The sequence below is a fragment of the Halomonas koreensis genome (assembly GCF_031451675.1).
In the GTDB taxonomy this organism is placed as follows: domain Bacteria; phylum Pseudomonadota; class Gammaproteobacteria; order Pseudomonadales; family Halomonadaceae; genus Halomonas; species Halomonas koreensis.
The window spans coordinates 33,205-53,079 of record NZ_JARWAK010000015.1 but is presented as its reverse complement, the minus strand read 5'-3'; the positions used below and the strand labels follow the sequence as shown (position 1 = coordinate 53,079).

The window sequence follows — 19,875 nt, the reverse complement described above, 5'->3', positions numbered from 1 at the left end:
GCGGGGCTCAGGGCAGTTCGGGCAGGTCGAGGGAATGGCCATGCGCCAGGCCGTGATCCAGCCACTCGCCGAGGAAACGATTGAGCTGGAGCTTCTCGTCGGGCTGGTGCATGCGGGCATTGGGATACCGATAGCGGCCGTCGAAGTGGCGCTGGCGCTGGAAGTCGGTGACCTCGGCCATGCGCACGTCGTGGTAGAGGTGCACGCGCATGCGCGGGGTCTCGATCAGGCCGTCGAGGACGCCCCGCTGGGAGACGCGCACGATGCTGGTGTAGGGCGCGCGCTCCTGGAGCTCGAGGCACAGGGCGCCGAGCCGGCGGCCGTGGTTGACCAGCTCGACCTCGCGGGTCCCGCCGGCGTCCAGGTCCCCCAGCAGGCGCACCAGCCGCACGTAGTTGGCGGTGCACTCGCCCTGCAGGGTCTTCAGGTCGGTGACGTAGGCGTTTCTCGACACGCTAGCTCCTCGCTCGCAAAGAGGCCCGCTCCGCCGCCAGCCAGTGGAAGGCGATCAGGCACATGGCATTGTCGAGTCGCCCCGCCAGCAGGAGTTCCCAGGCGCGGGCGAACGACAGCACATGCACGCGAATATCCTCGTGTTCCTCGTCGAGCCCGTGCACGCCGCCCAGGCCGTGGCTGTCGATCAGGCCGCAGAACAGGGTCACCCGCTCGTCGCAGGCTCCCGGGCTCGGGTAGTAGCGATGCAGCTCGATCAGCTCGCCCACCGGGCAGCCGGCCTCCTCCAAGGCCTCGCGACGGGCCACCTCGGCGGGCGACTCGCCGCGCTCGACCAGCCCGGCGACGATCTCGAGCTTCCAGGGAGAGTCGGGATCGTCCAGCGCCCCGGGGCGAAACTGCTCGACCAGGGCCACGGCATCGCGCTCCACATCATAGAGCAGCACTCCCACGGCGTCATGGCGATGATGCACCTCGCGGACCAGGGGCGCGCTCCAGCCGCCCTCGAACAGCCGGTGGCGCAGATGCAACGCCTCCAGGCGAAAGAACCCCTGGTGCAGGCAGCGACGCTCGAGGACGTCCACGTCCCCGGGGCCGAAGGGCGCGGCGTCCAGGGCATCGGCGGGGGGCGTGCGGTCGGTCTGCGACATGGAGCCTCCGGGAATCGCGAAAGGCCCATTATCGTGTTCGGGGCGCGGGCTGCCAAGCGTCGCCCGGCGCGGCCCGGATCACGGCTGCAGGCGGACGACCAGACGGCGGGCCCGCTCGCGCAGCGCCTCGTCGGAGGCCTCGCGGCCCTCCCGGGCACGCCCCGCCACGGCGCGCCGGGCATGTTCCAGGGCCGCGTCGGTGCGCCCCTCGTCTTCGAGGTAGAGGGCGTAGTAGGTGTTGACGTCGATGCCGTCCGGGCGGATCGCCAGGGCGCGCTGGAACATCCGCTCGGCGGTCTCGTCGTCGCCGAAGGCCACCGGCCAACCCGGCGCCCGGTCGTAGAGGGCTCCCAGGGTCACGTAGGCCGAACCGCGATGGCCCTCGGGATCGAGCTCGACGGCCCGCTCCAGCACCCGGCGGGCCTCCTTGGCCGCGCCCAGGGCGTCCAGGCCGCCCGCCTCGCGGGCCAGGGAGGCCAGGACGATACCCTGCCAGATCAGCACCCTGCTGGTCTCCGGATGCGCCTCGGCCAGGGCCGCGGCTTCCTCGGCCAACGCCTCCAGGGCGGCTTCCCGGCGCGAGGCCTCCAGGGCGGTGGTGGTGTGCTCCCAGCGGCTGCGCAGCTCGAAGAGCTCGTCTTCCCAGGCGGCGGCCTGGGCGGCCGGGGCGGCGAGCAGGCCGAGGCTCAGGATGGTGGCGAACAGCGGGCGTTGGCGCATCGGGGGTCCTCCCGGTTGTGATTGTGATATGGGCCTGACATGCAATGTAACGAACGTTTGATTTATCCGCCACTCCGCGACGGATTGGCCCGCGACCCGGGAATGGCGTATGTTCCCCACGAGTCCACGAGGAGGTCTGTCACCGCATGAAGGGCCGCAACATGACCCGCTGGCGCGATCCCGCCAAGGATCCCCGCCAGGAGCCCAAGAGCAACCTGATCACCGCCGAGGGGGCCGACCGCCTGCGCGGCATCCTCGACCACCTGTCCCGGGTCAAGCGCCCCGCGCTCTCGGCCAAGGTGGGCGAGGCGGCCGCCCTGGGCGACCGCAGCGAGAACGCCGACTACACCTACAACAAGAAGGAACTCAACCGGGTCATCGCCCGTATCCGCTACCTGACCAAGCGCCTCGACGAGCTGCAGGTGGTGGACCGCCTGCCCGAGGACACCGGGCGCGTCTTCTTCGGGGCCTTCGTCACCCTGGAGGACGAGGACGGCGAGGAGATGCGCCTGCGCATCGTCGGCCACGACGAGACCGATACCTCCCGCCACTGGATCAGCGTCGACGCGCCGCTGGCCAAGGCGCTGCTCGGCAAGGAACTGGACGACGAGGTCACGGTGGCCGCGCCGGGTGGCGAGACCACCTACCTGATCACCGACATCGCCTATCGCCCCCCGTCGGCCTGATCAGCGCGCCACGGCTCGATAGACCCGGAAGCGGCGGTCGTCGGCGAGGATCTCGAAGCCGCCGAAGGCCTGCTCCAGCAGGGCCGGATAGGGCAGGAAAGCGTTGGCCACCAGCACCAGCTGCCCTCCCGGGCGCAGGTGCGCCGGCGCCTCGCGGATCAGCCGCCCGGCGGGCCCGTAGTCGATGGCCCGTTCCTGGTGGAAGGGGGGATTGCTGACGATGGCGTCGAAGCGGCGTCCCTCGAGCCCGGCGAACACATCGCCGTGGCGCGCCTCCCCGCTCAGGCCGTTGGCCGCCAGGGTGCGCCGCGTGGCCTCCACCGCGAAGCCGTTGACGTCGACCGCCGTGATGTCCAGGCCGCGCCGCGCCAGCCAGGCGGCGAGGATGCCGTCGCCGCAGCCCATGTCCAGCGCCTCGCCCTCGGAGGGCAGCACCTCGGGCAGGCGCTCGAGCAGCAGCCGCGTGCCGTCGTCGAGCTTGCCGTGGCCGAACACGCCGGGATGGCTGGCCAGGGTGAGCCCCTCGGCCTCGAAGGCGGTCCAGGCCGCATCGGGCGCGATGTCCAGCCGAGCCAGGCGCGAGGCGAACAGGGTGCAGCGCCGGGCGCTGTCGACCTTGCGACAGCCCAGCCCCAGCGCCGCCAGCACCTTGAGCACCCGCTTGATGCCGCCCTGGTTCTCGCCCACCACCTGCAGCGGCGTGCCCGTCGGCAGCCGGGCACATAGCCACAGCAGCCACCATTCTCCCAGGGCATGGGCCTTGGGCCAGAACAGCACCACGCCGGGCGGCGCCGGGTCGGCGGCCTCGAAGGGCGTGTGCGTCGGCCGGCCGCGGGCCGACCAGGCATCGAGCACCGCCCGGTCGGCGGCGAGCAGCTCGCCCTCACCGCCCTCCAGCCAGCGATCGCGGGGCGGCGCCACCCACAGCCAGCCGCGATAGTCGGCATCCTGGCGTTCCAGCAGCTGGCAGACGGGGGTCTCGGCACTCATGACGCGGGCTCCTCGGGACGAATCAGGGTATACAGCAGATAGCGGCCCAGCCGCCAGTGGGGATCGACGCGGCTGTAGCGCCACTCCAGCTCGAGCAGGGCCTCGCGCTGGGCCTCGTCTTCCGGCGGGCGCTGCAGGTAGTCGTGGAAGACCCGCAGGCCGGCCACCGCGGCCACCTCCAGGCCCTGCTCGTCGGCCCAGCCGGTGATCTGCCGGTGGGTGAGCGGCGAGATGGGGGTCAGGCGCTTGCGCCGCCCCTGCCCCTCCAGGCGATCGGCCAGGGCCTTGTCCAGGTTGCCCTTGACGACGTTGGACAGGCGCAGGGCATCGCGATTGAAGACCATCAGCGACAGCTGCCCGCCCGGCGCCAGCAGGCCGGCGAGGGTCGCCAGCGCCGCCCGGGGATCGGCCAGCCACTCCAGCACCGCATGACAGCTGACCAGCGGCCAGGGCCCCGGGACCTGCGACGGCAGGTCCTGCAGCGGCGCCTGGCGGCAGGTCACCGCCCGGCCCTCCAGGGACCGCCGGGCACGGGCCAGCATCTCCGCGGCGGGCTCGGTGAGGGTGACGGGATGGCCGCGGTCGGCCAGCCAGCCGGCCAGTTGACCGAGCCCGCCGCCGACCTCGAGCACCGGCTGGGCATGGAGCTCGAGCATCTCGGGCAGCAGGCGGTCGAGCAGGGCCAGGCGCAACTCGCCGCGCAGCCCCCCGTAGAGGCTCGCGGCGAACTTGTCGGCGAGGCCGTCGAAGTGACGATCGCCCGCCTGGGAGAGGTAAGAGGAAGAGTCAGACATGCCGGGTGCCGCTTGCATCGAGGCGACCCATTCTAACCGCTAACCGCGGCCGGCGGCATGCCGCACGCGGCTTTATCTCGCCCGCTCAGGCGCTTATACTAGCGCCCGTTTCGCCCTCTTAGCTCAGCCGGATAGAGCAGCCGCCTCCTAAGCGGCAGGTCGCAGGTTCGAATCCTGCAGAGGGCGCCAAGACTGTCCCGCAGTGCTCGGCCTTCGCCCGTCGACGAACCGCCGTCCCCCCTCCACACACCACACCGCTGCATGGCTCGATATACGGTTTGGGAGCCCCCCCTTCCAAGCGATGTCGCCACGTCATCGGTACGCCCATTTCCCTCCCCTCACCCCCGGTAATTCTTCTCTCCGAAGGACCATTTCCAACATACAACCGCGACTCATTGCGCGATGGCGACCAACCGCGGATACGGGGCCCGGCACCTCTCCCGCAAAGCGACACGCTCTGTCGCACTACACTGCCATGCTGGTCGACATCCAAGACAGGCAGCGGAGTCGACATGGAAAGGATGACGGTCCCGAGCAAACAGGAGTGTGATCATGGCCAGGCGTTCAGGCGACAGGCCTCGACGCTGCGCCTATGGCGTGACGACCGGCAAGCCTGGCAAGAAGAGCAGCCTGCCCTGGCGTTTCTGTCCGCACCAATGCCCATCGAAGCGGCCTGCCCCACCGAAGTGAGAACCGCCACCACGGATGGAGAGCGGCTGCTGGTGAATCCTGCCTGGAGCGCCACCCTGGATGAGACGACGCGACGCTTCATGCAAGCGCACCTCGCGCTGCACTGCGCCGCAGGCCATCTGAGACCGGCGAACGCCCTGGACGAGCGACGCTGGCACCTGGCCTGCGACCATCAGGTGAACCTTCAGCTGCTGATGCTGGGGCTGAAGCTCCCTCCCACGGCCGTGCTGTTTCCCGCCCAGATCGGCCAGCCATTGGCTCAAGTCTACGACTCGCTGGCCGAAAACCCTCTGATCAAGAATGAAGAAAGCCTGGATACGCCCCCTTGGACCAATGGCCTGCAGCGCGGCGATGTGCCGTCGAGCTCGCCGGGATTCACCTCTCGGACGCCCTTGCAGCATCACTGGCGACAACGCGTCTTCCAGCTGGTCCGCTCTCATCTCGGGGAACCCGGCCTGCCGGCATCGGTCGCCTCCTGGCTGCTGGCCCAATGGTCCCGCTGATCGGAAGCGCTGAGGCGCCGGCGACATCCGGCTCATGACAAGGAACGTTCATGTCCGATACTCGCAACACATTGTTTCGCTATCTCGCCATGCTGCAGCTGATTCCGCGCAGCCCGGGGCGCATCAGCACGCCGGCGTTGCTGGAGAAGCTCAATGAGCGCGGCTTCCATGTCGACGCCCGCTCCCTGCAGCGCGACCTGCGTGATCGGCTCTCGCTGCATTTCCCGCTGATCTGTGACGACACCGAGAAGCCGTTCCGTTGGTACTTCGACAGGGATTTCCATTGCGACCTTCCGGCCCTGGACACCTCCAGCGCCCTGACCCTGGTGCTCGCCGAAGAGTACCTGAAGGGACTGCTGCCCCCGGTGGTGGTGGGTCAGCTCGCCCCGCAGTTCCGGAACGCCAGGCGTTTGCTGGATGGGCTCGCCGATAACGGGCTGAGCCAGTGGGCGCAACGGGTTCGCGCCATTCCCAACGGCAAGGCGCTGATCCCCGCGCCCCTGGATGAGTCGATCTGGCAGGCGGTTTCCCAGGGGCTGCTGGAGCGGACCCCGCTCGAGGTGACCTACCTGTCGCGCAGCGCAGGCGAGGAGAAGACGTTCACCCTCCACCCACAGGGCCTCGTCAGCCGGCATAGCGTGACCTATCTCCTGGCCACGGTGAACGATTATGTCGACATCCGACAGTTCGCGGTTCACCGCATCAAGCAGGCCACTCTGAGTGGCGCCCCCTGGCGAGAAACCGGTGCCTTCGATCTCGACGACTACATTCGTGGCGGCGCCTTCGGCTACCGCCAGAGCCAGGCCGACGTGGACTTGGTGGCCAGGGTCTCGCCTCACGTCGCCTGGCTACTGGCCGAGACACCACTCTCCACCTCCCAGTCGCTGACGCCCCTGGACGACAGCGACTGGCAGCACCTGACGGCCCGGGTACCCGACGACCAGGAAACGCTCTGGTGGCTGCAAGGCATGGGCGCCGGCATCGAGGTGCTTAGCCCCTCCCACTGGCGCGAGCACCTGCTCGATTGCGCTCGGCGGGTGCTCCAGCTTTACGCTCGGGCCGACTCGACGTCGATCGCGGCCCCCTGATCCCCGACGACGGACGCGACGCGCCCGATCCCCCTTCCAACTGTCGATGATGCACGCCCTCCGGGCTACGACACGGCATGTCGCACCGAGACCGCAGAATGGAAGGGCCTCAATGAACAGGGAGATCGCCATGCGCTGGGCCTCTGTGCTGCCTCGCCACCTTTCGCATCGGGACGAAGATCGGGAAGATCCCCACGAGACGCTGCTGGCACAACTCGTCACCGTTCGCCTGCTGTTGAGCCTGGGCCAGGAGGCCGGCCTGGACGAGGACGAATGGCAGACCGTGCTGGCCTGGTTGGCGATCCGCGCGCCGGAAGATCCCGCCAGCAGCCGGCATTTCGCCGACTTCCGCCCCCTGCTCAAGGCCTGGCTGCGCGATGCCAGCGCCTCCCTGGAGGCCGATGCGCCGATCGACTGCCGTCTGGCCACCCTCGGCGATCGCATCGCCCAGGCGCTGCAACTCGATGCTCCCGAGCGAGACATCCTGCTGCTGGCCTGGCTGCGCCTGCGCCACCAGCCGTTCAACCAGGTGCTGGTCAACCTTCAGGCCAGCCATATCGGCAAGGCCATCACCGGCCTGTTCGGCCATGACATCGAAGCCGTCCACGAGGCGCTGCGGGAAGATGGGCGGCTCAAGATGCTCGGCCTGCTCGGCAGCAACGCCCACCGCTTCCTCGACCTGGAAGACGCCCTCTCCGGCGGCCACCTGCTGCACAAGCTGTCGCCCCTGCTGTCGGGCCCGGCCCGGGGGAGCGCGATATTGACCGAGCGCATCAGGGAGCGGCTGATGGGCCTGTGCCCCGCCCAGCCCGCGGGGCGCTTCACGCTGGTCACCTTCGAGGGCGTGCCGCTGCGCCAGCTGCTGGTGGATTACCTCGAACGGGCATTGAAGCAGGGCCATGCCGGCGCCAACGTCCTGATTCATGGTCAGCCGGGGGTGGGAAAAACCGAGCTGGTCCGCACCCTGGCCTCCCGATTGGGCGTGCCGCTCTACGGCGTGCCGGTGGCCGAGGAAGACCACCAGCCGCTTTCCCCCGCCAAGCGGCTGGGACGCTATCAGGTGGTCCAGCAGCTGCTCGACCGGCATCCGGCCCTGGTGATGTTCGACGAGATCGAGGACGTGATGGCGGATGAGGAAGCCCTGCCCAAGGGCTGGACCAACCGCCTGCTGGAGGCCAACCCGGTGCCCGGAGTCTGGATCAGCAACAGTGTGCACTGGCTCGATCCGGCCTATCTGCGCCGTTTCGACCTGATCATCGAAGTGCGCGCCGACATGAGCGACTCGGCGCGCCAGCGACTCCGTCGCCAGTTGGAGGCACTCCCCGTCACCACCGCGGCCCGGGGCCGGCTGGCCGCCCAGCCCTGGATGACACCCGCCCTGGCCGGCCAGCTCGGCCGCCTTGGCACGCTGCTGGACGACCGCGCCCCCCTTCGCAACGAGCAGCATATCGAGACGCTGCTCGGGGAGCGCCTGCGCGCTCAGGGACAGTCGCCGCAAGGCCATATCTGCCGCGCGCCGCGCCTTGCGCCATCGCCGACCATGCCGGCCTATGACATCGACTGGCTGCACACTCGTCCGGGCCTGGAATCGATCGTCGCGCGCCTGACACGCCGCGGACGCGGCCGACTGTGCCTTCACGGACTTCCCGGCAGCGGCAAGACGGCCCTGGCCGATCACCTCGCCGAGCGCCTGGGCCGCGAGCTGATCCGGGTCTCCGCCAGCGATCTGCTGGACCGTTACGTGGGAGGGACCGAGGCGAAGATCGCCGAGTGCTTCCAGCGGGCCCAGGAAGGCGGCGCCGTGCTGCTGCTCGACGAGGTCGACAGTCTGCTGACGCATCGTGCTGGTGCACAGCACCAGTGGGAGGTGACGCAAACCAACGAACTGCTGGTACAGCTGGAGCGCTTCGACGGCACCCTGCTGGCCACCACCAATCGGGTGGACAGCCTGGACCGCGCCGTGATGCGCCGCTTCGACCTCAAGGTGGAGTTCCTGCCGCTGGCCCCGAAGCAGCTACGCAGCCTGCTCCAGGCCGTGCTGCCCCAGCGCGATCACGCCCGACTGGCCTCGCTTCCGGAAAACCACCTGGCAAGCCGCCGGCTGACGCCAGGGAACCTGCGCACCGCCCTGGACCAGCTCGACCTGCGGGGCTTGCCGCTGCGACTCGATACGCTGATGGAGGCGCTGAGCCAGGAAGAGCTGGAGCAGCACGGGAACCGTCAACCCGTGGGCTTTTTATGACATCACGCAAGCCCGCTGCTTCTCGGCAGCCGTCGATCGCGCTAAATCGGGCGACACCCTGAAAAATGCAATGGGCCCTCAAGCTACAGGGGGCGCTTCATGGTGCTAACCCCTTGATATAAGATTGATGGCATTGCTCAACCAGAATGACGAGACCGCCCTTAGGCGGCCAGGGAGCTGCAGGGAGCCGCATCATGGAGATCATCGACAACGTCAGCCGGCTGCTCGGCGACGACCTGAAGGACACCCTGCGGCCCGGTGCCCGTCTCAAGATCGCGGCCTCCTGCTTCTCGATCTACGCCTTTGAAGCACTCAAGGATGAGCTGGAGGCGCTGGACTCGGTCGACTTCATCTTCACCTCACCCACCTTCGTCCCTGACCAGGCCTGCGACAAGTTCCGCAAGGAGCACCGTGAGTTCCACATCCCCAAGGCGGAGCGCGAGCGCAGCGTCCACGGCAGCGAATTCGAGATCCAGCTCAAGAACAAGCTGACCCAGCGGGCTATCGCTCGGGAATGTGCCGATTGGATGCGTCGGAAGGCCCGGTTCCGCTCCAATCGAGGGCAGGCCACGATGCAGCCTTTCGCCGGCATTGCGGCCTCAGGCGGCGACACCGTCTATATGCCCCTGCACGGCTTCACGGCGATGGATCTGGGCTACCAGCAGGGCAACGCGGTCTCCAATTTCGTCACCCGCTTCAGCGAGCCGGCCCACACCTCTCAGTTCATGGACCTCTTCGACCAGCTGTGGCAGGACGAAGAAAAGGTCGAGGACGTCACCGAACGGCTGCGCGAGCATATCGCATCGGTCTACCGGGAGAGCCCACCGGAGCGGATCTACTTCCTGATGCTCTACCACATCTTCCACGAGTTCCTGGAAGACATCAGCGAGGACGTGCTGCCCAACGATCGCACCGGCTACCAGGACAGCGTCATCTGGCAAAGGCTGTTCAACTTCCAGCGCGACGCCGCCACCGGCATCATCAACAAGCTGGAGACCTACAACGGCTGTATCCTGGCCGACAGCGTAGGGCTCGGGAAGACCTTTACCGCCCTGGCGGTCATCAAGTACTACGAGCTGCGCAACCGCTCCGTGCTGGTGCTGTGCCCCAAGAAGCTCGCCGACAACTGGCTGACCTACAACCGCAACCTGACCACCAATGTGCTGGCCCGGGACCGCCTGAACTATGACGTGCTCTGCCATACCGACCTGCAGCGCACCCGCGGGGAGTCCTTCGGCATGCCGTTGGATCGCGTCAACTGGGGCAACTATGACCTGGTGGTTATCGACGAGTCGCATAACTTTCGCAACAACGACGTCTACAAGGATCGCGAGACCCGCTACCAGAAGCTGATGAATCAGGTGATCCGTGCCGGGGTGAAGACCAAGGTGCTGATGCTCTCGGCCACGCCGGTCAACAACCGCTTCACCGACCTGAAGAACCAGCTGGCGTTGGCCTACGAGGGCGAAGCCGAGAACCTGACTCGCCATCTCAGCGGCGCCCAGGACATCGAGGGCATCTTCCGACGCGCCCAGGCCACCTTCAACGAGTGGTCGGCCCTTCCGCCCGAGAAGCGCACCACGGGCGCCATCCTGCAGGCGCTGGACTTCGACTTCTTCGAGCTGCTGGACAGCGTCACCATCGCCCGCTCACGCCGGCATATCGAAACTTTCTACGACACCCGCGATATCGGCAGCTTTCCGGAGCGCCGCAAGCCGCTCTCGTTTCACTGCCCGCTCACTCACCGAACCGATGTGATCGGCTTCAATGAGATCTTCCAGCAGCTCTCCCAGCTCAAGCTCTCCGTCTACGCCCCGATCAGCTACATCCTGCCCAGCCGCCTCAAGAAGTACGAGGAGATGTACGACACCGAAGTGTCCAGTGGAGGCGGTAGCTTCAAGCAGGTGGACCGGGAGAAGAGCCTTCAGGCCCTGATGACGACCAACCTGCTCAAGCGTCTGGAGAGCTCGGTGGCGGCGTTTCGCCTGACCCTGGAAGGGCTGCAGGATAGCTACCAGACCATCTTGGATAAGATTGCAGCCTTCAAACAGACTGGCCGTTCGGAGAGCTTCGCGGATATCACCGCGTCCTTCGAAGATGCCGACCCCGACGACGACAGCATCCCCATGCCGGGTGATGCCACGGTGGGCAAGAAGGTCCAGATCAGCCTGGAGGACATGGACCTGCCGTCCTGGGAGCATGACCTGAGCACCGACCTGGTGTGGATCGAGCTGCTGCTGGAGGAAATGGCTAAGGTCACCCCGTCCGACGATGCCAAGCTGCAGCACCTCAAGACGCAGATTGCCAGCAAGCTGGCCTCGCCGATCAACCCTGGCAACCGCAAGGTGATGATCTTCACCGCCTTCGCGGACACCGCCAAGTACCTCTACGATAACCTGGCGCCGATTCTGCTCGAGAGCCAGGGCGTGCACACCGGCCTCGTGACCGGCAGCGACGCCCCGATATCGACCGTTGGGGCCATGCCCAACAGTCGCCAGCACTACGACTTCCAGGGTCTGCTGACGCTGTTCGCCCCACAGGCCAAGAGCAAGGACGTGGTATACCCCAACGAGCCCCGCGAACTGGACATCCTGATCGGGACCGACTGCATCTCGGAAGGCCAGAACCTGCAGGACTGCGACACCCTGATCAACTACGACATCCACTGGAACCCGGTACGCATCATCCAGCGCTTCGGGCGCATCGACCGCATCGGCTCTCCCAACGCCAGCATCCAACTGGTGAACTACTGGCCAGACATCAGCCTGGACGAGTACATCAACCTCAAGGAGCGCGTCGAGAACCGCATGGTGATCGCCGACGTCACCGCCACCGGCGACGACAACGTGCTCCATGCCCAGTCCAACGACGTCGCCTACCGGCGCGAGCAGCTGCGTCGACTACAGGATGAAGTGGTGGAGATGGAAGACCTCAAGTCCGGCGTATCGATCACCGACCTTGGCCTGAACGAGTTCCGCATGGACCTACTGGGCTACATGAAGGAGAACGGCGACCTGAGCCGTATCCCCAACGGCCTGCATACCGTGGTACCGGCCCGGCCCGAGAAGGGCCTGGAGCCGGGGGTCATCTTCACCCTGCGCAACCTCGATCAGCGGGCAGGCCCCCAGGGGAGTAGCCTGCAGCAACAGAATCGCCTGCATCCCTTCTACCTGGTCTATATCAGCGATACCGGCGAGGTGATCAGCGATTACACCGAAGTCAAGCGCCTGCTGGACCTGGCCCGCACCGCCTGCAAGGGGCTGAGCGATCCGGTCGAAGCCGTCTATCGACCTTTCAACGAGGAAACCCAAGATGGCCGAGAGATGCACGCCTATTCAGAGCTGCTGGATCAGGCCATCCGTTCGATGATCGAGGTGAAGGAGGACAAGGAGATCGACAGCCTGTTCAGCGGCGGCGAGACTACGGCACTGCTCGACACTATCGAAGGGCTCGATGACTTCGAGCTGATCACCTTCATCGTCGTTCGTGAGGCAGGCTCAGCCACAGATGTGGGGACGGAGCGTCATGCGGTCAGCGGAGAAAGCGAGAAAGAAGCATGACGGCACCGCTATACGAGTACCCCACCAAGACGCTGCTCGGCCGTGTGGTGGCCAAGCAACGCATCCTGGCGCATGTGCGGGCCTGCACCAGGCTCAGGGAGCGACTACGAGACGACGTCGCCCAGATCACCTGGCATGCCAAGCTGGCCCATGGCACGCTCAATCTACCAGGCACCGACGAGGTGCCGGAACTGCAGGTCTTCGTGATCACCCTCAAGGGCGAGGACCTGCACCGTGACGTACTGCGGGCCATCGACCACGCCATCCCCTTTCCGATCCTGTTCGAGCTCCACGGCGACCGCGGTATCCGAGTCACCGCCGCCTACAAACGGCCCAGCCAGGCCGACCCCAGCAAATGGGTGCTGGATAACCACTACGCCAGCAGCGACTGGCTACCCACCGAGATACCCCGGCAACCGCTGCCCACGGCCATCGACCTGAAGCAGCTCTACCAGCAGTTGCTGCGCAGCCTGCTTCCGGCGCCGGCGCGCCAGGGCGAAGCCCTGCCGGATCAACTGGAGCGCTTGAGGGCCCTGGAAGCCCTCAAGAAGGACGCGACCAACCTCGAGAAGCGCCTGCGCAACACGAAACAGTTCAACCGCAAGGTCGAGATCAATGCCGAACTGCGCTCGATCCGCGAGAAACTTGCCGACTATGTCACCTGATCACGACCACAAAGGTCCGGAGCCACGCGACACCATGGACAAGCTGAAGATGCACTCTCCCAATCTCACCGAGGCCAACATCGCCAAGCTGGCCGAGCTGTTCCCCGGCTGCATCACCGAAGCACGGGATGAACAGGGGCGGGTGAAACAAGCCATCGACTTCGACCAGCTACGCCAGGAGCTCTCCGAGCATATCGTCGAGGGGCCCCAGGAGCGTTACCACCTCAACTGGCCCGGCAAGCGGGAAGCCCTGCTGGCGGCCAATGCGCCGATTGCCAAGACACTGCGTCCATGCAGGGAAGAGAGTGTGGATTTCGACACCACCAAGAACCTTTTTATCGAGGGAGATAACCTGGAAGCCCTGAAGCTTCTTCAGGAGACCTATCTTGCCAAAGTAAAGATGATCTACATTGATCCTCCATACAACACGGGCAACGACTTTATTTATCAAGACAATTTCTCCTCCTCTGTCGAAGAGTATTTTTTTTCGTCTAATCAAGTCGACGAGACACAGGGTAAGTTAGTCGCAAACCCTGAAAGCAATGGGCGTCGGCACTCTGATTGGCTATCGATGATGTATGGGAGGATAAGACTTGCAAGAAACCTGCTTCGTGATGACGGGCTAATATTTATATCCATTGACGACAACGAACTTGCAAACCTAATAAAGATTTGCGATGAGATTTTTGGAGAAGAGAATCTCGTCGCAAACTTCGTATGGGAAAAAAGAACCAACAGAGAGAACAGAAAGGTTGTTTCTTCAAGGCACGACTATTTGGTTTGCTATTGTAAGAATGTTAGTCATGGTGGTCGTGTCCTCAAACAGCTCCCTATGAGCGAGAAGGCGCTTGCAAACTATAAAAACCCAGATAATGACCCTCGTGGACCATGGAAGTCCGACCCTGCTACGGCACAAGCTGGCCATGGCACTAAGAGTCAGTTTTATACTTTTGTGGCCCCAAATGGGAAAAGGCACGAGCTCGAAAGTGGGCGTTGCTGGCTTTATACAGAAGAAACCATGAACAAAGCGGCAGCAGAAGGTAGATTGTGGTTTGGAAAGGAAGGAAATGGAGTCCCGAGAATCAAAACTTATCTAAATGATAAGGAAAGGGGGCTTACACCTGAATCCATTTGGTTCGCTCAAGATGCCGCGACTAATGAGCAGGCAAAGAACTACCTTAAAAATCTTTTTGATGGGAAATCAATCTTTGATACGCCCAAGCCGATTGACCTTTTAGAAATTGCTTTAAAGGTATCTACAGAAAAAGATGATTTGGTTTTAGATTTTTTCAGCGGCTCAGCAACCACAGCTCATGCACTGATGAGGCTAAACAAGTCAGACTCAGGTAGCCGCAAGTTCATTCTTGTTCAGCTCGACGAACCCTGCTCAGAAAACAGCGATGCTTACAAGAATGGCTACAAAACCATTTCAGAAGTGGCTTTAGATAGAATCAAGAGAGCTGCAAAAGAACTATCATCTGACTTATGCGACAGCCATAGGCTTGATTTTGGAGTCAGAGTTCTAAAAATTGACTCTTCAAACATGAAGAAAACCCACTATGAGCCGGAGGCTCTTTCACAAGAATATCTAGAAGGGTTGGTCGACAATGTTCGTAACAATGTTCACCCTGAGGATCTTTTGTTTCAAGTTTTATTGGACTGGGGCGTCGATCTCTCGCTCCCCATCTCTCGCCAGGAACTTGACGGGAAAACCATCTTCTTCGTAGACGGATCCGAGAAGTACATGGCCCTGGCCGCCTGCTTCGACCTCGATATCGACGAAGCTTTCGTCAAGCAGCTCGCCGAATACGAGCCGCTGCGAGTGGTGTTCCGCGATGCCGGCTTTGCCAACGATAGCGTCAAGGTCAGCGTCGAGCAGATCTTCGCTCAGAAATCGCCCAATACCGACGTCAAGGTGATCTAGGCCCATGAGCATGGACGAGCGGGCGCTGAAGCAGTTGCTGCACTCCCTTGTCGAGCGCTGGGAGAGCGAGGTGGTCGAATTCAAGCGCGGTGGCAAGGGCTTCTCCACTTCGGATCTCGGCAAGTACCTCTCGGCACTGGCCAACGAGGCGAATTTGCGTGCCTGCGAAAGCGCCTGGCTGGTCTTTGGCATCGACGACAAGACACGGCGCATCCTGGGCTCCGAGTTTCGCCAAGTCCCCGGCGAGCTCGACAAGCTCAAGATGCAGATAGCCGACGGCACAGAACCCAGCATCACTTTCCGTGACGTCCACGAGCTGGAAACGCCGGAGGGCCGGGTGCTGCTGTTCGAGATTCCCCCCGCACCGATGGGCATGCCCATCGCCTGGCTAGGGCATTACTATGCTCGCGCCGGCGAGAGCTTGACCAGCCTTGGCCTGGACAAGCTGGATACGATTCGGCGACAGACCGACGTCACCGACTGGTCCGTGCAGCTGATACCGGAAGCCACGCTCGACCATCTCGACCCCGAGGCGGTCAGCAAGGCCCGAGAGTCCTTCGCCAAGAAGTACGCCAACCGCTTCGAGCCCGGCGAGGTCATGGGGTGGCCGCTGGCCACCTTCCTGGATCGTGCCAAGCTGACACTGGACGGCAAGGTGACCCGAGCGGCGCTCCTACTGCTCGGCAAGGAAGAGGCGGCGCCGCTGCTATCTCCCCATCCCGCTCAGCTGACCTGGAAGCTGGAGGGACCGGAGCGGGCCTACCGCCACTTCGGCCCGCCGTTCCTGCTGGCCACGACGCGGCTCTACCAGCAGATTCGCAACGTGCAGGTACGAATCCTGCCGGAAGACCAGCTGCTGGGTGTGGAGCTGGCCAAGTATGACCAGCGGATCGTGCTGGAGGCGCTGCACAACTGCATCGCCCACCAGGACTATACCCGCAACGGCCGGGTCCTGGTCACCGAAGAGCCGGATCGGCTCATCCTGGAAAACGCCGGGGGCTTCTTCGAGGGCAGGCCGGAGGACTACGTCACCGGCCACAAGACGCCGATGCACTACCGCAACCCTTTCCTGGTCAATGCCATGGTCGAGCTGAACATGATCGACACCATGGGCTACGGGATCCACGAGATGCACCTGGGGCAGGCGAAGCGTTACCTTCCCATGCCGGACTATGACGTGAACGACCCATCCCGGGTGCGGCTGACAATCTACGGCAGCATCGTCGATCCGGCCTACACGCGCATGCTCATCAAGAAGACCGAGCTCTCCCTGCAGGAGATCCTAGCTCTGGATCGCGTACAGAAACAGTTGCCGCTCGATAAGGAGATGGCGAGTCGTCTGCGCCGCGCCAAGCTGATCGAAGGCCGACAGCCCAACCTGCGCGTCTCCGCCGAGATCGCTACCGCGACGGCGACCAAGGCTCAGTACATCCACACCCGCGGGCAGGATGACGCCTTCTACGCCAAGCTGGTGACCGACTACCTGGCCAAGTTCGGCTCCGCCAGCCGCCAGGAGGTCGACACCCTGCTGTGGGACAAGCTCAGCGATGCCCTGGATGAGCCAAAGAAGAAGGCCAAGGTGGGCAACATTCTGACCAAGCTGCGCCGAGCCGGCCAGATCCGCAATGTCGGCAGCCGCGGTGCGCCGGAATGGCGGCTGGCGGCCGATGCAGAAAGGTCTGCAGAAAGAAACGGCGGCACTGCAGAAAGAGACTGAACGAAAATATCTTCAAGTTATTGATTTTAAAATTAAAGCATCGGGAGCCCTTGCTGCAGGCTCCGATGCCGATGCAGAAAGGAAGGCCATGAAGCTTAAGTTCAAGACTCAGGAATACCAGACGCGGGCAGTCGAGGCGCTGGCGGACTGCTTTGCTGGCCAGCCCTTCAGCAGCGGAATCCGCTACCGCATCGATCCGGGCGAGGCCGCACCCTTGGCACGGCCGATGCAGCGTGACATGTATGCCTCACCAGATTCCGACGACGCCGGCTTCAAAAACGCCGCGCTGGAGCTGACGGAGCTTGAGCTGCTGAACAACATCCGCACCGTGCAGCGCCGCCAGAACCTGCCGCTCTCCGACGGCCTGAAGAAGGACAACAGGACCGGCTGTCCCTACAACCTGGACGTGGAGATGGAGACCGGCACCGGCAAGACCTACGTCTACCTGAAGAGCATGTTCGAGCTGAAGCAGCGCTACGGCTGGAGCAAGTTCATCGTGGTGGTGCCCAGCATCGCCATCCGCGAGGGTGTCTACAAGTCGCTTCAGATCACCGCCGACCACTTCCTGGAGAGCTACGGGGAGAAGGCACGCTTCTTCGTCTACAACTCGAAGCAGCTGCACAACCTGGAGAGTTTCTCCTCGGATGCCGGCATCAGCGTGATGGTCATCAACGTGCAGGCCTTCAACTCTCGAAGTGCGGCCAACCTTCGCATCTACGACGAGCTGGACGACTTTCAGTCACGCCGCCCCATCGACGTAATTCAAGCAAATCGCCCCATCGTATTTGTCGATGAACCACAAAAGATGGGCACCGATACCGCGCTCAGGTCACTCGGTAAATTCAATCCGCTGTTCATCGTGCGCTATTCGGCCACTCACAAGACAACTTACAACAAGATTCACCGCCTGGACGCCCTGGATGCCTATAACCAGAAGCTCGTGAAAAAGATCTCTGTCCGCGGTGTCACCACCAAGGGCCTCACCGGCACCGATGCCTACCTTTACCTGGAGAACATCGAAACGTCCAGAAACAAGCCCCCGGTGGCCTGGGTCGAGTACGAGGAGAAATCGGCCAGCGGCGTGAAACGCAAGCGCCGCAAACTGGGCAAGGGCGACAACCTGCATGAGCTGTCGGGTGGGTTGGATCAGTACCACGGCTTCGTCGTCTCGGATATCGATGCCAGGATCGATCAGCTCAGCTTCACCAACGGTGTCGAACTTACCGCAGGAGAAGTGACTGTCGATGTCACCGAGAAGGCGCTGCGCCGGATCCAGATCCGCGAGGCGGTCAAAGCGCACTTCAAGAAGGAACAGCTACTGTTTTCCCAGGGGATCAAGGTGCTCACCCTGTTCTTCATCGATGAGGTAGCGAAGTACCGCCAGTACGATGAGAGCGGTGAGGCGCTAGGCGAATATGCCCAGATGTTCGAGGAAGAATACAACCAGGAGCTCAACCAGATACTGACCCTGGAGGATGGCGAGTATAACCGCTACCTGAGAGGTATCAGCGCCTCGGATACCCACAACGGCTATTTCGCCATCGACAAGAAGACCAAGTGCCTCGTCGACCCCAAGACCACGGCCCGCTCCACCGAGACGGATGATGTCGATGCCTACGACCTGATCCTGAAGGACAAGGAGCGCCTGCTCTCCTTCGAGGAGCCCACGCGGTTTATCTTCTCCCACTCCGCACTGCGGGAGGGCTGGGACAACCCCAACGTCTTCGTTATCTGCACGCTGAAGCACAGCGACAACACCATCTCCCGGCGCCAGGAGGTCGGCCGTGGCCTGCGCCTCGCAGTCAACCAGCTCGGGGAGCGGATGGACGACCCGCTGACGGTGCACGACATCAACGAGCTGACGGTGGTCGCCAGCGAGAGCTACAAGGACTTCGTCACCGCCTTGCAGCGTGACATCAGCAAGGAGCTTTCCGAGCGCCCGCGGGTCGCCGACGAGGCCTATTTCACCGGCAAGCTGCTCGTGTCTGATGAAGGCGAGGTAGAGGTCTCGCCCGCCATGGCCAAGGAGATCTACCGCTACCTGCTCAAGCACGACTACACGGATAGTGCCGACCACATCACCGAGGCTTATCACCAGGCCAAGGAGGATGGCACCCTTGCCGAACTGCCGGAGTCACTGCAACCGCACGCACAACAGGTCTTTCGATTGATCGACAGCATCTTCAGCGACGTGCAGTTACCAACGCCCGAAAATGACCGGAATTCAAAGCTGAACCCGCTCAACGACAACTTCCACAAGAAGGAATTTCAGGAGCTTTGGGAGCGTATCAACCGAAAGGCAGCCTACTCCGTCAGCTTCGATTCCAACGAGTTGATCGAGAAATGCGTGGGTTACCTGGACCTGAAGCTCAAAGTGAAACGCCTGGAGTATCAGGTGGAACGCGGCACCCAGAAAGCCGAAACCAGCTACCAGGACCTGACCAACGGACAGGCCTTCACCGTCAACGAGAGCAAGCGAATCAAGCATGATGGCTCGCTTCACTCGGCAGTAAAATACGATTTGATCGGTCGTCTGACCGAGACCACGCAGTTGACGCGGCGTACCATCGCGGCGATTCTCTCCAAGATCCAGCCGAAGACCTTCAAGCAGTACCAGATGAACCCGGAAGACTTCATGGCCCAGGCCGCCAAGCTGATCAACGAGCAGAAGGCCAGCATGGTGGTCGAGCACATCAGCTACGACCCCATCAACGAGCAACACAGCCAGGAAATCTTCACCATCGAGAAGCCGGAAAACCAGCTGGACCGGGCTTACAAGGCCAACCGTCATATCTACGACTACGTGGTGACCGACTCTAGAATCGAGCGGGACTTCGTCGAAGAGCTCGACACCGGCAAGGAGGTGGTGGTCTATGCCAAGCTGCCGAAGAGCTTCTTCATCCCGACACCGGTAGGCAACTACAACCCCGACTGGGCCATCGCCTTCAACGAGGACGACGTCAAACACGTCTACTTCGTGGCCGAGACCAAGGGCAGCATGTCATCGCTGGAGCTGCGCGAAATCGAGAAGGCCAAGATCAAGTGTGCCAATGAGTTTTTCAACACCATCGCCACAACTAAAGTGAAATATGATGTTGTGGACTCCTATGACAAGTTGATGGATCTTGTTCGTTAGAAACATGAAGGCCAGGCCTTTAAGGCCTGGCTTTTCCGGAACACACCCGGCTCAAAA

The 19,875-nt window shown here is 63.2% G+C and carries 14 protein-coding genes and 1 tRNA gene; 10 read left to right on the top strand and 5 right to left on the bottom strand.

Annotation, left to right across the window (positions count from 1 at the left end; genetic code table 11):
- Positions 1-7: 7 nt before the first annotated feature.
- The 3 genes from QC818_RS15455 to QC818_RS15445 all read right to left on the bottom strand — a co-directional run bounded on the left by QC818_RS15455 (position 8) and on the right by QC818_RS15445 (position 1,823).
- On the bottom strand, positions 8-454 hold the full coding sequence (locus QC818_RS15455; protein ID WP_309653755.1) for a DUF1249 domain-containing protein: 447 nt from the start codon (positions 452-454) through the stop codon (positions 8-10).
- A gap of 1 nt (position 455) precedes the next feature.
- Positions 456-1,103: an NUDIX domain-containing protein gene (locus QC818_RS15450; RefSeq protein ID WP_309653754.1), complete on the bottom strand. Its 648-nt coding sequence runs from the start codon at positions 1,101-1,103 to the stop codon at positions 456-458.
- Between the two features lie 78 nt (positions 1,104-1,181).
- The gene (locus tag QC818_RS15445; RefSeq protein WP_309653753.1) at positions 1,182-1,823 is read right to left on the bottom strand and encodes a TRAP transporter TatT component family protein; all 642 of its coding nucleotides are present in this window, start codon (positions 1,821-1,823) and stop codon (positions 1,182-1,184) included.
- Positions 1,824-1,969: 146 nt separating this feature from the next.
- On the opposite strand from QC818_RS15445, the gene greB reads away from it, so the two are divergent.
- A complete protein-coding gene (greB, locus tag QC818_RS15440) occupies positions 1,970-2,509 on the top strand; it encodes a transcription elongation factor GreB (RefSeq protein ID WP_309653752.1) in 540 nt (179 codons plus the stop codon).
- Here the strand turns inward: greB and QC818_RS15435 are convergent, their stop codons facing one another.
- Together QC818_RS15435 and QC818_RS15430 are read right to left on the bottom strand one after the other, a co-directional pair.
- Entirely contained in the window at positions 2,510-3,499 is a 990-nt protein-coding gene (locus QC818_RS15435) for a class I SAM-dependent methyltransferase (protein WP_309653751.1), read from the bottom strand.
- A complete protein-coding gene (locus tag QC818_RS15430) occupies positions 3,496-4,293 on the bottom strand; it encodes a methyltransferase domain-containing protein (protein WP_309653750.1) in 798 nt (265 codons plus the stop codon). The genes QC818_RS15435 and QC818_RS15430 overlap by 4 nt, the downstream gene beginning before the upstream one ends.
- Positions 4,294-4,405: 112 nt before the next feature.
- Between QC818_RS15430 and QC818_RS15425 the strand changes: the two genes are divergently transcribed.
- The 9 genes from QC818_RS15425 (at position 4,406) to QC818_RS15385 (ending at position 19,818) form a co-directional block, all read left to right on the top strand.
- A tRNA-Arg gene (locus QC818_RS15425) sits at positions 4,406-4,482 on the top strand.
- 323 nt (positions 4,483-4,805) lie between these two features.
- Complete coding sequence (locus QC818_RS15420) at positions 4,806-5,486, top strand: DUF2201 family putative metallopeptidase (RefSeq protein ID WP_309653749.1); 681 nt, start codon at positions 4,806-4,808, stop codon at positions 5,484-5,486.
- 50 nt (positions 5,487-5,536) lie between these two features.
- Entirely contained in the window at positions 5,537-6,574 is a 1,038-nt protein-coding gene (locus QC818_RS15415) for a helix-turn-helix transcriptional regulator (protein WP_309653748.1), read from the top strand.
- A 130-nt stretch (positions 6,575-6,704) separates the two neighbouring features.
- Positions 6,705-8,816 carry an AAA family ATPase gene (locus QC818_RS15410; protein ID WP_309653747.1) on the top strand — a complete coding sequence of 704 codons (2,112 nt, stop codon included), beginning with the start codon at positions 6,705-6,707 and terminating at the stop codon, positions 8,814-8,816.
- Positions 8,817-9,010: 194 nt separating this feature from the next.
- A complete protein-coding gene (locus QC818_RS15405) occupies positions 9,011-12,376 on the top strand; it encodes a helicase-related protein (RefSeq protein WP_309653746.1) in 3,366 nt (1,121 codons plus the stop codon).
- Positions 12,373-13,041 carry a DUF4391 domain-containing protein gene (locus tag QC818_RS15400; RefSeq protein WP_309653745.1) on the top strand — a complete coding sequence of 223 codons (669 nt, stop codon included), beginning with the start codon at positions 12,373-12,375 and terminating at the stop codon, positions 13,039-13,041. Before QC818_RS15405 ends, QC818_RS15400 begins: the two co-directional genes overlap by 4 nt.
- 34 nt (positions 13,042-13,075) lie before the next feature.
- Positions 13,076-14,965, top strand: coding sequence for a site-specific DNA-methyltransferase (locus QC818_RS15395; RefSeq protein ID WP_309653744.1), 1,890 nt, complete (start codon positions 13,076-13,078; stop codon positions 14,963-14,965).
- A 4-nt stretch (positions 14,966-14,969) separates the two neighbouring features.
- Positions 14,970-16,682, top strand: a complete 1,713-nt coding sequence (locus QC818_RS15390) for an RNA-binding domain-containing protein (protein WP_309653743.1) — start codon at positions 14,970-14,972, stop codon at positions 16,680-16,682.
- The gene (locus QC818_RS15385) at positions 16,633-19,818 is read left to right on the top strand and encodes a type III restriction-modification system endonuclease (protein ID WP_309653742.1); all 3,186 of its coding nucleotides are present in this window, start codon (positions 16,633-16,635) and stop codon (positions 19,816-19,818) included. The genes QC818_RS15390 and QC818_RS15385 overlap by 50 nt, the downstream gene beginning before the upstream one ends.
- The last annotated feature ends 57 nt before the right edge of the window (positions 19,819-19,875 follow it).

Excerpts from the sequence above, each read along its gene's own strand:
- QC818_RS15435 (WP_309653751.1), bottom strand. The coding sequence starts at position 3,499 with ATGAGTGCCGAGACCCCCGTCTGCCAGCTGCTGGAACGCCAGGATGCC.
- QC818_RS15450 (WP_309653754.1), bottom strand. The coding sequence starts at position 1,103 with ATGTCGCAGACCGACCGCACGCCCCCCGCCGATGCCCTGGACGCCGCG.
- QC818_RS15420 (WP_309653749.1), top strand. The coding sequence starts at position 4,806 with ATGGAAAGGATGACGGTCCCGAGCAAACAGGAGTGTGATCATGGCCAG.
- QC818_RS15400 (WP_309653745.1), top strand. The coding sequence starts at position 12,373 with ATGACGGCACCGCTATACGAGTACCCCACCAAGACGCTGCTCGGCCGT.
- greB (WP_309653752.1), top strand. The coding sequence starts at position 1,970 with ATGAAGGGCCGCAACATGACCCGCTGGCGCGATCCCGCCAAGGATCCC.
- QC818_RS15405 (WP_309653746.1), top strand. The coding sequence starts at position 9,011 with ATGGAGATCATCGACAACGTCAGCCGGCTGCTCGGCGACGACCTGAAG.
- QC818_RS15395 (WP_309653744.1), top strand. The coding sequence starts at position 13,076 with ATGGACAAGCTGAAGATGCACTCTCCCAATCTCACCGAGGCCAACATC.
- QC818_RS15430 (WP_309653750.1), bottom strand. The coding sequence starts at position 4,293 with ATGTCTGACTCTTCCTCTTACCTCTCCCAGGCGGGCGATCGTCACTTC.
- QC818_RS15410 (WP_309653747.1), top strand. The coding sequence starts at position 6,705 with ATGCGCTGGGCCTCTGTGCTGCCTCGCCACCTTTCGCATCGGGACGAA.
- QC818_RS15415 (WP_309653748.1), top strand. The coding sequence starts at position 5,537 with ATGTCCGATACTCGCAACACATTGTTTCGCTATCTCGCCATGCTGCAG.
- QC818_RS15445 (WP_309653753.1), bottom strand. The coding sequence starts at position 1,823 with ATGCGCCAACGCCCGCTGTTCGCCACCATCCTGAGCCTCGGCCTGCTC.
- QC818_RS15390 (WP_309653743.1), top strand. The coding sequence starts at position 14,970 with ATGAGCATGGACGAGCGGGCGCTGAAGCAGTTGCTGCACTCCCTTGTC.
- QC818_RS15385 (WP_309653742.1), top strand. The coding sequence starts at position 16,633 with ATGCAGAAAGGTCTGCAGAAAGAAACGGCGGCACTGCAGAAAGAGACT.